Below are 12,781 nucleotides of genomic sequence, written 5' to 3' on the forward strand. Positions count from 1 at the left end.
AAGGGACCATCAGGAGCGCTAGCGCTGCGGCATACAGGGCCGTGCGCCGGAACACAGCGCGCGCGTCATGGCGCGGCCCCAATGCCGAACCCATATCGCGGTGCACCCGCGGCCCGTAGAGCCAAGATCGAAGCCGAAGGGATCGACCCCACGTGAGAACCTCGCGCGCCATGCTCGTCATCGCCCACAGATCGGCTCACCGGTGAGCCAAGGCAAGGTGCTGCGCGAGCCCGCGATCGCGCTGTCGGACATCGATCTCAGCCTCGGCCGCGGCGCCGCCCGCGTCCACGTCCTGCGCGGCATCTCGCTGAATGTCGACCGCGGCGAGGCGGTCGGCCTCGTCGGCCCGTCCGGCTCCGGCAAGTCGACGCTGCTGATGGTGATGGCCGGGCTGGAGCGGCCCGATTCCGGCGGCGTCGTCATCGAGGACACCGATCTCGTCCGCCTCGACGAGGACGCGCTGGCGCGGTTCCGCGGGCGCCGGATCGGCATCGTGTTCCAGGCCTTCCACCTCGTGCCGACCATGACGGCGCTCGAGAACGTGGCCCTTCCGCTCGAACTCGCCGACCGGCCCGGCGCCCTGGAGCGGGCCCGCGCCGAGTTGGAGGCGGTCGGCCTCGGGCACCGGCTGCACCATTACCCGGCGCAGCTCTCCGGCGGCGAGCAGCAGCGGGTCGCCATCGCCCGGGCGGTCGCCCCCGACCCGGCGATCCTTGTGGCCGACGAGCCCACCGGGAACCTCGACGAGGCCACCGGCCGCCAGATCGTCGACCTGCTGTTCCGGCTGAAGCGCGACCGCGGCGCGACACTGGTCCTCGTCACCCACGACAACGGCCTCGCCCGCCTGTGCGACCGCACCGTGCGCCTGCGATCGGGGCGGATCGAGGAGGCGGTGGCCGCCTGATGCACGGCACGATCACCCGCCCCGACCCCGCGCCCCGCCGGATCCCGCTCACCCTGCGCCTCGCGCTGCGCGAGTTGCGGGCCGGGCTCGACGGCTTCGCGGTGTTCCTCGCCTGCATTGCGCTGGGCGTCATGGCCATCGCGGGCGTGGCGTCGATCTCGCGCTCGCTCTCGGACGGGCTCGGCCGGGAGGGCCGGCGCATCCTCGGCGGCGACCTCGCCTTCAACCTCATCAACCGCGAGGCGACCGACGCGGAGAGGCAGGCGCTGGCGCGCGAAGGCCGCCTCGACATCGTCGCCTCCCTGCGGGCCATGGCGGTGGCGGGCAGCGGCGACGCGGCCCTGGTCGAGCTGAAGGCCGTCGACCCCGCCACCTATCCGGCCGCCGGCGACCTCGCGACCGACCCGCCGGGCCGCCTCGCCGACCTGCTGGCGGAGCGCGACGGGGTGCCGGGGGCGCTCGCCGACCCGGCCCTGCTCACCCGCCTCGACGTCAAGGTCGGCGACCGGATCGCGCTCGCCGGGCACGACGTGGCGATCCGCGGCACCATCGTGTCCGAGCCCGACAAGATCGCCGGCGGCATCGGCTTCGGTCCGCGGCTGATGGTCTCCGAGCCGACGCTCCGCGCCACCGGCCTCGTCCAGCCCGGCAGCCTCAACCGCTGGAGCTACCGCCTCGTCCTGCCGCCCGGCACGCCGGACGCCGACCTCGACGCGGCGCAGGCCCGGATCCGCGCCGCCACCCCCGAGGCCGGCTGGGAGATCCGCTCGCGCACCAACGCCGACCCGCGCTTCGCCAAGAGCATCGAGCGCTTCACGCAGTTCCTGACCCTGGTGGGACTCACCGCGCTGATCGTCGGCGGCGTCGGGGTCGGCAACGCCGTCCACGCCTTCGTGGAGCGCAAGCGGCCCTCGATCGCGACGCTCAAGAGCGTCGGCGCGCCGGGCTCGCAGGTGGTCGCCCTGTACCTGACGCAGGTGATGCTGATCGCCGGCCTCGGCACCCTGATCGGCCTCGCGATCGGCGCGAGCCTGCCCTTCCTCCTCGACGCCCTGTTCTCCGCCGACCTGCCGCTGCCGCTGAACCCGACGCTCGCCCCCGGGGAGCTGGCGCTCGCGGCCGCCTACGGGCTGATCACAGCCTTCGCGTTCGCGATCACGCCGCTCGGCCGCGCCCACGACGTGCCGGTCTCCGGGCTGTTTCGCGACACGGTCGACCCGGCCCGCGTCAGCCCGCGCTGGCGCTACCGGATCTGGCTCGCCGTCAGCCTCGCGGTCCTGGTCGGCCTGTCGGTGGCGACCGCCTTCGACCGGCGCGTCGCGCTGATCTTCATCGCGGCCGCAGCCATCGCGTTCGGCCTGCTGCATGGGGTGGCGCTCGGCCTGATGGCGCTCGCCCGCCGCCTGCCGCACCCGCGCTGGCCGGCGCCCCGGATGGCGCTCGCCAACCTGCACCGGCCCGGCGCCCTGACGCCCGCCATCGTCCTGTCGCTCGGCCTCGGCGTGACGCTCCTCGTGACCCTCAGCCTGATCGACGCCAATGTCCGCCGCACGATCAGCGCGACCCTGCCGGCCCGGGCGCCGAATCTCTTCTTCCTGGACATTCCCTCCCGGGACGCCGCCCAGTTCCGCGAGTTCCTGGCGCGCTCGGCCCCGAGCGGGAAGATCGAGGATGTGCCGATGATGCGCGGCCGGATCGTCGCCCTGAACGGCGTGCCGGCGAGCAAGATCCGCCCCCCGGAGGACGCCGCCTGGGTGCTCGACGGCGACCGGGGCATCACCTACGCCGACACGGTGCCGGACGGCTCCAGCCTCACCGAGGGGGCGTGGTGGAGCCCGGAGCAGGGCGCGAAGCCGCTGGTCTCCTTCGAGGCCGACCTCGCCCGCCAGCTCGGCCTGAAGCTCGGCGACACCGTGACGGTGAACGTGCTCGGGCGCGACCTCACCGCGACGATCTTCAACCTGCGCCGGGTGGAGTGGCGCAACCTCGGCATCAACTTCGTGATGGTGTTCTCGCCGGGCACCTTCCGGGGCGCGCCGCATTCCGACCTCGCGACGCTGACCCTGCCCGGCGGCACCGACGCTTCCGCCGAGAACCGCATCCTGCGCGACGTCGCCAAGACCTTCCCGTCGGTGAGCGCCGTGCGGGTGAAGGATGCCCTCGACGCGATCGGGGACCTCGTCGGCCGGCTGGTCCTGGCGATCCGGGGGGCGAGCGCCGTGGCGGTGCTGGCGAGCCTGTTCGTGCTGGCCGGCGCCATCGCGGCCGGGCACCGGGCGCGGCTCTACGACGCCGTCGTGCTCAAGGTGCTGGGCGCGAGCCGGGCGCGGCTGCTGACCGCCTACGCCCTCGAATACGCCGCGCTGGGGCTCGCCACGGCGCTGTTCGGCCTCCTGGCCGGGACGCTCGTCGGCTGGGTGATCGTCGCCAAGGTCATGCACCTCGACTTCCGCCTCGACCTGTCGGGCGCGCTGGTCGCGGCCGTGGCCGCGGTGGCGCTGGCGATCCTCCTCGGGCTCGTCGGTACGTGGCGGATCCTGGGGCAGAAGCCGGCGCCGTATCTCCGGCAGACCTGACGGAGGCCGATCCCGCAGGCTCCGTATCCGGTTCAGCCCCAGCGGAGGCCGCGATCGAGGCCGTCGAGAGCGGCGGACCGCGCCCGGCCAGAGACGGTCCGGCAGGATATCGAAGCCCTCGGTCCGTGGGGGAGGGGCTTCCAACCGTCGGACCCCGCGCTCACGGGTCGCCGCGCTCCGCATTCTCCGCGGTGCGCGCGCATGCCTCGGTCGGTTCGGGGCCGACCAGAGCTTGAACCGCCTCACCGAATCGCCTCCGCGCCGCAGGATCGAGTCGGCGCAGGTGGACCCCGACCAGCATCAGCAGCCGCTCCGTCTCCCGCTCGATGGCCGGACGGTCCACAAATCCGCAGTGATCGGAACCGTAGAACGCCTCGATCGGCAAATCGAGGGACTGCGCAATCCTGTTCAGCGCGCGCGCGGCGGAGGATTTCACCTTCCGGTCAGCAATCGTCCGCAGGAATTCGAGTCCGTTCTCATCCATGGCGGCCCCTCGAATCACTCGCTACGGGGGAAAATTTCCCAACCATGACAAGAGGTGCCCCCGTGAAGGGGTATTCGCAAGTGAACTCTTTGTCATTTCGCCGGAAGATTGGTACGGAGCTAGACATTCGAGCTTCGAGCGGCCCGGGGGGACCGTCCACCATGCGCATCAACGTCATCGATGGCTACGCGGAGAACGCCGACCGTCTCCGGGCGGCTCTCGAAGCCTCGTGCGTTGTGGGAGCCTGGGAGTGGGACCACGTCCGCGGCGTGGTCGTCTACGACGCGGGCGCGGCCCGGCTGCTGACCGGCAATCCCGACCTCGCCGACCGTCCGATCAACGGGCCGATGGCGCTGGCCGCGGTGCATCCCGAGGACATGACGTGGTTGATGGACCACATGCTCCGGGCCGTCCGGTCGAGCGGGCTGGTCCTTGCCGAGTACCGCGTGTTCAAGGCGGACGGCACCGTGCGCTGGCTCCTCAGCCGGGGGCGGACCCATCGGAACGAGGACGGCGAGCCGCAGCGCTCGCACGGCATCCTGATGGACATCACCGAGATCCGCGACGGCGGCGACCGCTACGTGGTCGGCAGGCCCATGGCGGGCGGCGACCCGCTGGAGCGGGCGGCCGACCTCGCCGTCGCGCTCAAGGAGACGCTCACCGACGACATGCCCGCAGAGGTGCGGGCGGCCGCCGACCTGATGCTGCTGGGTCTGGGCCGTGCCCTGGCCCGCCGGATGACGCACTGAACCGCCCCGATCCCGCGCGCCGGAGAGCGGATCTTCGAGGCTGCGGACCCGCCTTGCAGGCACGAACCCGCCGGGACTTGGCGGTCCGGACCGGAGAAACCGGGGCGCACGCGGACGCACGTGGCATAAGGAAGCCGTTAAGACTTCGCGCGGGCGCATCGAAACGCCTGGACGGCGGCAACCGTCAGTCGAACAACCCGACGACGGAGCGGAATGCATTTTAATCCCGGCCCAGATGGACAAAAATACATCCGCCGGACACGGAAAAGCGGCCCCGGAACCGTGGCCGGGGACTTGTGTCGCGGCTTCGGGCGCAACATATTCCCGACCGAGGCGCCAGCCCGGCGCCAGAGGTCCTGCGTGGGCCTCGACCGAACACCACGCTGAGAGAGCCTCCGCAAGGAAACTCCCATGGCATTCGAGAACAGCCCCTTCCGGTACGGCGCCCAGCAGCCGACCGGCTACGCCGGCACCCAGGTCGAGGTCGATCAGGGCCTGCGCACCTTCATGCTCGGCGTCTACAACAACATGATCGTCGGGCTCGGCATCTCGGGTCTCGTCGCGCTCGGCCTGAACATGGCCTCCGTGGCGGCCTACCAGGGCACCCGCCCGATCCTGACCCCGTTCGGTCAGACCCTCTACCTCAGCCCGCTGAAGTGGGTCCTGATGCTCGCCCCGCTGGCGTTCATCTTCGTCTTCTCCATGCGGATGGACCGGATGTCGGCCTCGTCCGCCCGGACGATGTTCTGGGCCTTCGCGGCGGTGATGGGCGCCTCGATGTCCTCGCTCCTCCTGGTGTTCACCGGGGGCAGCGTGGTGCAGGTGTTCTTCATCACGGCGGCGGCCTTCGGCTCGCTCAGCCTGTGGGGCTACACCACCCGGCGCAGCCTCTCCGGCATGGGCTCGTTCCTGATGATGGGCCTGATCGGCATCATCCTCGCGTCGCTGGTGAACATCTTCTTCGCCTCGTCGGCCCTCCAGTTCGCCATCTCGGTGCTGGGCGTGCTGATCTTCGCGGGCCTGACCGCCTACGACACCCAGAAGCTCAAGGAGATGTATCTCTACGGCGGCTTCGACGGCGAGATGGCGGCCAAGATGTCGGTGAACGGCGCCCTGACGCTCTATCTCGACTTCATCAACATGTTCCAGTTCCTGCTGAGCCTGATCGGCGACCGCCGATAAGCCAGCCCGAACAAGACGGGACGAGGGAACCCCGGCGGGACACCGCCGGGGTTTCTTTTTGCCTGGCCGCCGCGCGCGGATGCGCTAGGCTCGGGCCATGCCCGCGCTCTCCGACCTCTCCGGCCTCTCCGCTTTCCCGATCACCCCGAGCGACGCAGACGGCCGCGTCGACGCGGAAGCGCTGCGCCGGTTGCTGGAGCCCCTGGCGGCCGCCGGGGTCGACTCGATCGGCCTCCTCGGCAGCACCGGGACCTACGCGTACCTGAGCCGCGAGGAGCGGCGCCGGGCGGTGGCGATCGCCGCCGAGGCCGTGGCCGGACGGGTCCCGCTCCTCGTCGGCATCGGCGCCCTGCGCACCGACGAGGCCGTCCGCCTCGCGCAGGACGCGCGGGCGGCCGGCGCGGATGCCGGGCTCCTCGCCCCCGTCTCGTACACGCCGCTCACCGAGGCGGAGGTCGAGGCGCATTTCGCGACCGTAGGGGAGGCGGGCGGCCTGCCCCTCGTCCTCTACGACAACCCCGCGACCACGCATTTCCACTTCACGCCGGCGCTGATCGGCCGGATCGCCCGCCAGCCCGGGATCGTGGCCGCCAAGTGCGCCGCGCCGGAGCCGGCGCGGGCCGCCTCCGGGATCGCGGCCCTGCGGGAGGCCGTCCCGGCGGGCTTCCCCATCGGGTTCAGCGGCGACTGGAACGTCACCGAGGCGCTGATCGCCGGCGGCGCGGCGTGGTTCAGCGTGGCGGGCGGCCTGTTTCCCCGGACCTGCCTGGCGATCGTCCGGGCCGTGGCGGCGGGCGAGACCGAGCGGGCCCGCGCCCTCAACGCCGAGCTGGAGCCCCTCTGGACGCTGTTCCGGACGCATTCCAGCCTGCGGGTGGTCTACGCCCTGGCCGATCTCATGGGCCTGTGCCGCGCCGAGCCGCCGCGGCCGATCCGGCCCCTGGCGCCGGAGGCGGTGGCCGAGATCGCCGCGACCGTCCGGCGCCTGTCCCTGTCCTGAGCGGGCGCCGTCAGACCGCCGCCGGTGCCGGTTCCAGCACGGCGATCACCCGGGCGAGCTCGGTACCGCGCTTCAGGATCTGGCCGCTCGCGGCGACGACGGCGTAGGCCCCCTGGCGCCGGGCGAGCTTGGGATCCTTCTCGATGCGGTAGAGCGGCATCTCGGAGGAGCGCCGGTAGATCGAGAACACCGCCTTGTCGCGGCGGAAATCGAGGGCGTAGTCGCGCCACTCGCCCGCGGCGACCTGCCGGCCGTAGAGGTTGAAGATCGTGCGGAGCTCGTCCCGGTTGAAGGCGATCTGCGGAGGGGCCGCGCGGGCGGGGAAGGGGATGACATGGCCCGCCGCCTCGTCGGGCCTCGACCCGGCGCTCGTCCTCTCGGTCATCACGGCTCCCGTGCATCGATGCTTTGCCGGATGATGGGCCTCGCCGCCGCGGCCCGCAAGGGTCGCGCGCGCCGTGTCCCGCGAGACACGCCCAAGCGACAAAAAACACGGTTTGGCCCGATTCACGCCTTTTGCAGGCCGCGTTGCGGCGCGACAACAGGCGTCGAACCTCGCCGGGTTCTGCCCGGTCGGCGACCGACACCCAGCTCCCCAGCCATCGGTCGCCGCTCGGGATCCCAGGATCCGGCACTCCGAGGTTTCGAGACCCAAGACTTCAGGCCGCCCCTCGGGCGGCCTTTTTTCCGTTTCCCGTCGGGCCGGGGTTGCGGCTATGCCAGCCGCATCATGGGCCCGCCCGCCTTCGACGCCGCCTTCCTGCACGACCTCGACGCGCTGTTCGCGTGGCGCCGCGACGTGCGCCGCTTCCGGACGGATCCGATCGACGAGGACGCCCTGCGCGCCTGCCTCGCGGCGGCCCACCGGGCCCCCTCGGTCGGCAACAGCCGGCCCTGGCGCTTCGTGCGGGTCGCGGATCCGGGACGCCGCCGCGCGGTCGCGGAGAACTTCGCCGGCTGCAACGAAGCCGCGGCCGCGGGCTACGCGACCGATCGGGCCGCGCAGTACCGCGGCCTGAAGCTCGCCGGCCTGCGGGAGGCGCCGGTCCATCTGGCCGCCTTCTGCGACGTGGCCACCGAGACCGGCCTCGGCCTCGGCCGGGCCAGCATGCCCGAGACCCTGGCCTACTCGGTCGTGGGGGCGGTGCAGTGTTTCTGGCTCGCCGCCCGGGCCCGCGGCCTCGGCGTCGGCTGGGTCTCGATCCTGGAGCCGGAGGCGGTCACGGCGATCCTGGCCGTGCCGAAGACGTGGCGGCTCGTGGCCTATCTCTGCGTCGGCTACCCGGTGGAGGAGCATCTCGACCCGGAACTGGAGCGCCACGGCTGGCAGTCGGAGGACCGGCGCGGGAGCGAACTCTACGAGCGCTGAGACGCGCGCGGAGCGGCGGCCCCGCCGCGCGGCAACGGCCCGTACACTCTGGTTCGTGGTTGCTCTTTTACCGTGCCCCGCGGATCCGCAGAATGACCCCGCGTCAACCATAGCTTTTCTCGGAACGGTAAGCTCGGCCGGGGATTACTTGCCCGCGTCTAGTCTAGCTTTGCGAGGATCGCGGTGATGTCGGGTCGGGTGGCGGCTCTATTCGGTTTGGCCGGCGCGATGCTGGCCGGTTGTTTCCAGGCGGCGCAGGCGCGCGAGATCGTCCCCTTCGCCAACGGCGTCGCGCCGGGCTCGGTGGTGATCAGCGTGTCGCAGCGCAAGCTCTACCTGGTGAACGGCGACGGCACGGCGATCCGCTATCCCGTGGCGGTGGGCCGTCCCGGCAAGCAGTGGTTCGGCATCAAGCCGATCGACGGCAAGTACGTCGCCCCCGCCTGGTCGCCCCCCGCGGAGGTGAAGCGCGACAACCCGCGGTTGCCGAACCTCATCGCGGGCGGCTCGCCGCACAATCCCATGGGGGCGGCGGCGATGACGCTCGCGGGCGGCGAGTACGCCATCCACGGCACCAACCGGCCGAACTCGGTGGGCACCTACGCGTCCTACGGCTGCATCCGGATGTACAATCAGGACGTGGTCGACCTCTACGCGCGGGTCGATGTCGGCACGCAGGTCTACATGACCCACTGAACCCACTGAGGCCCGCCGGCCTCACCCGGCCGGCGGTGCAGTCGCCTCGACGGCCGTGAAGGTCTCCAGGATCCGGTAGGTGTGCGCGGCGCCGGCCGGCACGCAGTAGGAATCGCCCGGCGCGAGCGCCACGGTCTCGCCCTCCAGCACGAGCTCGGCCCGGCCGCTGATGACGTAGCCGACCGTCTCGTGCGCCGAGGTGGTCATCGGCTTGTCGGCGTTGGGCTCCTCGGCCCGCCACATCCGCATGCCGAGCCGCTCGCCGCGGGCGAGGTGGATCTCGCCGTGTGGACCCGCGCTCGCGCTCCGGGCCGATACTGTCGTCGCCATCGTCGCCTCCCTCCGGTGAACCTCGCCAACGGGGCCCGGCGCCCGACGTTCCGCGCCCGACAGCGCGACACGTTCGGCAAGCCCCGCGCCGGGGCGCCGCTTGACGACCCGCGGCGCGCCCCGACAGGATGACGCACCGGTCCGAGAGGCGCCCGACAGAGGCGCGGGCCGGCGCGGCGTGCGCGATCCCGCCCGGGTCCGGCGCGTCGGCGGACGACCCGGATCGGGAGGGACGCGCCATGCAGATCAAGGCGGCGATCGACAGGATTCCCGGCGGCCTGATGCTGGTGCCGCTCCTGCTCGGGGCCCTGTGCAAGACCTTCGCGCCGGGCGCCCCGGCCTATTTCAAGGGCTTCACGCAGGGGATCATGACCGGCGTGATCCCGATCCTGGCGGTCTGGTTCTTCTGCATGGGTGCCTCGGTCAGCCTGAAGGCGACCGGCACGGTGCTGCGCAAGTCCGGGACGCTGGTGGCGACCAAGCTCGTCGCCGCCTGGGCGATCGTGCTGGTGGCCGGGCTGTTCATCCCGCCCGAGGGCATCCAGACCGGCTTCTTCGCCGGCCTGTCGATCCTGGCGATCGTCTGCGCCATGGATATGACCAATGGCGGCCTCTACGCCTCGCTGATGCAGACCTACGGCAGCCGCGAGGAGGCCGGCGCCTTCATTCTGACCTCGATCGAGTCCGGCCCGCTGATGAGCATGATCATCCTCGGCGCATCCGGGGCGGCGCATTTCGAGCCGCAGATCTTCGTGGGCGCGGTGCTGCCCTTCCTGGTCGGCTTCGCCCTCGGCAACCTCGACCCGAAGCTCCGGGCCCTGTTCGCGCCCGGCGGCCAGCTGATGATCCCGTTCTTCGCCTTCGCGCTGGGGAACACGGTCGACCTCAACAACCTGCTCTCGCCGCTCGCGGGGCTCGGCATCGTGCTGGCGCTCGCGGTGATCGTCCTGACCGGCATCCCGCTGATCCTGGCCGACCGGGCGATCGGGGGCGGGACGGGCACGGCCGGCTTGGCCGCCTCCTCCACCGCCGGGGCGGCGGCCGCCAACCCGCTGGCGATCGCCGCCGTCGCCCCGCAATTCGCCCCCTCGGCGCAGACCGCCACCGTGCTGGTGACGATCTGCATCATCGTCACCTCGATCCTCGTGCCGATCCTGACCGGGCTCTGGTACCGGCGCTTCGGGGCTGGCGTGGCCGAGGCCCGGGCCGAGGAAGAGGCCGGCGCGCCGCTGGCGGTCCCGGCCGAGTAGGCGCCCGCGGCGGGTCCCTCAGAAGTCGACCGCGAGGCCCTTCACCTCCCAGTCGTCGTAGCGGACCGGCTCCAGACCGCCGCGCCCCTGGCGCTCGGGCTTGGCGCTGATCTCGGCGGCCCGGGCGTCGATCGCCGCGCGGCGCTCGACGGCCTCGGCGAGGGCGCGCTGCGCCGCCGGGCTGAGGATGCGGGGCGGGGCGGCGCCGTCTCCGGCCTCCGCGGCCGGATCCTGTCGGTGCGGGTCCTGTCGGTGCGGGTCCTGTCGGTGCGGGTCCTGTCGGTGCGGGTCCTGTCGGTGCAGGTCTCTTGCGGTCGGCTCTTGCATCGCGCTCGCTCGGGTGTGAGGGCGTGGGTCGGGAAGACATCGGATCTGGAGCAGAAGTGGCATCGCGGGACACAGGCCGCAACACGCGGAACGCAGCGGCACCGGGCGGGACCGGTCCGGACATCGCGGGACTGGGGGCGCGCCGCGCGGCGATGCAGGCGGTCGCGGCCCTGATCGGCCAGGAGCGCCCCCCCGCCCTCGACGACGCCCTCGCCCAGGCGATCCGCGCCGAGGCGCTGGCGCCGGCCGATGCCGGGCTGGCGCGGGCCATCGCGGTGGCGACCTTCCGCCGCTACGGGCTGATCCGCGCCGCCCTGGCCGCGCGGCTCGAGCGCGGGCTCCCGGCGGCCAAGCCGCAGCTCACGGCCCTGCTGGCCACCGCGACCGCCCAGATCCTCGACCTCGCGGTCCCCGACCACGCCGCGGTCGACCTCGCCGTGCGGCTCGCCAAGGCGGATACCCGCACGGCCCATCTCGCCGGGCTCGTCAACGCGGTGCTGCGCCGGGTCGCCCGCGAGCGCGACGCGATCCTGGCCGCGGACGCCGAAGCCCTGGCGGTCAACACCCCGGACTGGCTCGCCCGCCGCTGGGTCGCGGCCTACGGGCCCGAGCGCGCGGCCGCGATCGCCCGCGCCCACCTCGCGGGGGCCGCCATCGACCTGACCCCGCGGGGCGAGCCCGCCGACTGGGCCGCGCGGCTCGGCGCCGTGACCCTGCCGACCGGCTCCCTGCGCCTGCCCGAGAACGGCCCGGCCATCCCCGAGCTGCCGGGCTTCCAGGAGGGAGCGTGGTGGGTCCAGGACGCCGCCGCGGCGCTGCCGGCCCGCCTCCTGGCGCCGCGGGACGGCACCCGCGTCCTCGACCTCTGCGCGGCGCCCGGCGGCAAGACCCTGCAGCTCGCCGCCACCGGCGCCCGGGTCACGGCGGTCGATCGGTCCGCACCGCGGCTGGAGCGCCTGCGCGAGAACGTCGCGCGGCTCGGCTTCGCCGTCGACGTCGTGGTCGCCGACGCCCTCGCGCTGGAGCCGCAGGACCACGACGCCGTGCTGCTCGACGCGCCGTGCTCGGCCACCGGGACGATCCGGCGCCATCCGGACGTGGCCTGGACGAAGGCCGAGGCCGATATCGGGCGGCTCGCCGCGCTCCAGGCGAAGCTCCTCGACCACGCGGCCGGGCTGGTGCGGCCGGGCGGCCTCCTCGTCTACTGCACCTGCTCGCTGGAGCCGGAAGAGGGCGAAGCGCAGGTGGCGGCGTTCCTGGCCCGCGATCCCCGCTACGCGCGGGTGCCGGTCCGGCCCGAGGAGGTCGGCGGCGCCGCGGCGCTGATCGACGACCGCGGCGACCTGCGCACGCTGCCGTGCCACCTGCCGGAGTTGGAGGGCGCCCGCGGCGGCCTCGACGGCTTCTTCGCGAGCCGCCTCCGGCGGGCGGACTGACCGGGCGCGAACCGGATTTTTAGGGAGGCGGGCCGGCGGTCCGCCTCCGCCCCATCATTTCGTGGGGTGCCGCAGGCGAGCCCGGAACCCGGACCTGCCGACGGTGCATTCCCGATCGTGTTGCAAAGGTCCGGAAGACAGGCGTCTGCGGGTCGGCACAGCCGCGCCGCGACGCGATCCCTCTCTCGCACGGGAGAGGGACCTGCGCCTGACTCTCATCTTGTTTCCGGGTCATGGGATGGATTCCGCCGTCCTCGCGAGCGGAGCGAAGCGATCCAGGGTCGCGCCCCGCTCAACGACGTCGCGCCGCCCTGGGTCGCTTCGCTGCGCTCGCGATGACGAGAGGCGCGTCGACCGTGCTGCGCCGCTCAGTTTTCCTTGACAATGTTCCTATTTTGTGCTTCCTGACCGCACCTGTCCGCGGCGGCCCGGGAGCGATCCCGGGCCGTCCTTCGGGGGCCCGCCCGGTGGCTGACCG

At 72.7% G+C, this 12,781-nt stretch carries 13 protein-coding genes; 9 read left to right on the plus strand and 4 right to left on the minus strand.

The features are described from left to right. The first annotated feature begins 217 nt into the window (after positions 1–217). Both H288_RS0125135 and H288_RS0125140 read left to right on the plus strand, forming a co-directional pair. Positions 218–904 (plus strand): ABC transporter ATP-binding protein, encoded by a 687-nt coding sequence (locus tag H288_RS0125135; protein ID WP_026605275.1) that lies wholly within the window; start codon positions 218–220, stop codon positions 902–904. Further along, entirely contained in the window at positions 904–3,480 is a 2,577-nt protein-coding gene (locus H288_RS0125140) for an FtsX-like permease family protein (protein ID WP_020095343.1), read from the plus strand. The genes H288_RS0125135 and H288_RS0125140 overlap by 1 nt, the downstream gene beginning before the upstream one ends. A gap of 160 nt (positions 3,481–3,640) precedes the next feature. Here the strand turns inward: H288_RS0125140 and H288_RS0125145 are convergent, their stop codons facing one another. Next, on the minus strand, positions 3,641–3,964 hold the full coding sequence (locus H288_RS0125145; protein WP_020095344.1) for a hypothetical protein: 324 nt from the start codon (positions 3,962–3,964) through the stop codon (positions 3,641–3,643). Positions 3,965–4,125: 161 nt separating this feature from the next. Here H288_RS0125145 and H288_RS0125150 point away from each other — a divergent pair, with 161 nt between their 5' ends. The 3 genes from H288_RS0125150 (at position 4,126) to H288_RS0125160 (ending at position 6,895) form a co-directional block, all read left to right on the plus strand. Next, entirely contained in the window at positions 4,126–4,713 is a 588-nt protein-coding gene (locus H288_RS0125150) for a PAS domain-containing protein (RefSeq protein WP_020095345.1), read from the plus strand. 411 nt (positions 4,714–5,124) lie between these two features. Continuing rightward, a complete protein-coding gene (locus H288_RS0125155) occupies positions 5,125–5,895 on the plus strand; it encodes a Bax inhibitor-1/YccA family protein (RefSeq protein WP_020095346.1) in 771 nt (256 codons plus the stop codon). A gap of 97 nt (positions 5,896–5,992) precedes the next feature. Further along, positions 5,993–6,895 carry a dihydrodipicolinate synthase family protein gene (locus H288_RS0125160; RefSeq protein WP_020095347.1) on the plus strand — a complete coding sequence of 301 codons (903 nt, stop codon included), beginning with the start codon at positions 5,993–5,995 and terminating at the stop codon, positions 6,893–6,895. Between the two features lie 10 nt (positions 6,896–6,905). Here the strand turns inward: H288_RS0125160 and H288_RS0125165 are convergent, their stop codons facing one another. Continuing rightward, positions 6,906–7,280, minus strand: a complete 375-nt coding sequence (locus tag H288_RS0125165; RefSeq protein ID WP_020095348.1) for a DUF2794 domain-containing protein — start codon at positions 7,278–7,280, stop codon at positions 6,906–6,908. Positions 7,281–7,625: 345 nt separating this feature from the next. Between H288_RS0125165 and bluB the strand changes: the two genes are divergently transcribed. Together bluB and H288_RS0125175 are read left to right on the plus strand one after the other, a co-directional pair. After that, positions 7,626–8,264: a 5,6-dimethylbenzimidazole synthase gene (gene bluB / locus H288_RS0125170; RefSeq protein WP_020095349.1), complete on the plus strand. Its 639-nt coding sequence runs from the start codon at positions 7,626–7,628 to the stop codon at positions 8,262–8,264. Positions 8,265–8,492: 228 nt separating this feature from the next. Continuing rightward, complete coding sequence (locus tag H288_RS0125175) at positions 8,493–8,960, plus strand: L,D-transpeptidase (RefSeq protein WP_234080996.1); 468 nt, start codon at positions 8,493–8,495, stop codon at positions 8,958–8,960. A gap of 21 nt (positions 8,961–8,981) precedes the next feature. Here the strand turns inward: H288_RS0125175 and H288_RS0125180 are convergent, their stop codons facing one another. Continuing rightward, the gene (locus tag H288_RS0125180; protein ID WP_020095351.1) at positions 8,982–9,290 is read right to left on the minus strand and encodes a cupin domain-containing protein; all 309 of its coding nucleotides are present in this window, start codon (positions 9,288–9,290) and stop codon (positions 8,982–8,984) included. 239 nt (positions 9,291–9,529) lie between these two features. On the opposite strand from H288_RS0125180, the gene H288_RS0125185 reads away from it, so the two are divergent. Beyond that, complete coding sequence (locus tag H288_RS0125185) at positions 9,530–10,540, plus strand: 2-keto-3-deoxygluconate permease (RefSeq protein WP_020095352.1); 1,011 nt, start codon at positions 9,530–9,532, stop codon at positions 10,538–10,540. A gap of 18 nt (positions 10,541–10,558) precedes the next feature. Here the strand turns inward: H288_RS0125185 and H288_RS34225 are convergent, their stop codons facing one another. Next, entirely contained in the window at positions 10,559–10,729 is a 171-nt protein-coding gene (locus H288_RS34225; protein ID WP_081636537.1) for a DUF1674 domain-containing protein, read from the minus strand. A 194-nt stretch (positions 10,730–10,923) separates the two neighbouring features. Here H288_RS34225 and H288_RS0125195 point away from each other — a divergent pair, with 194 nt between their 5' ends. Then, complete coding sequence (locus H288_RS0125195) at positions 10,924–12,303, plus strand: RsmB/NOP family class I SAM-dependent RNA methyltransferase (protein ID WP_026605276.1); 1,380 nt, start codon at positions 10,924–10,926, stop codon at positions 12,301–12,303. Positions 12,304–12,781: the final 478 nt, after the last annotated feature.

It is taken from the genome of Methylobacterium sp. 285MFTsu5.1 (assembly GCF_000383455.1).
Lineage (GTDB): Bacteria > Pseudomonadota > Alphaproteobacteria > Rhizobiales > Beijerinckiaceae > Methylobacterium.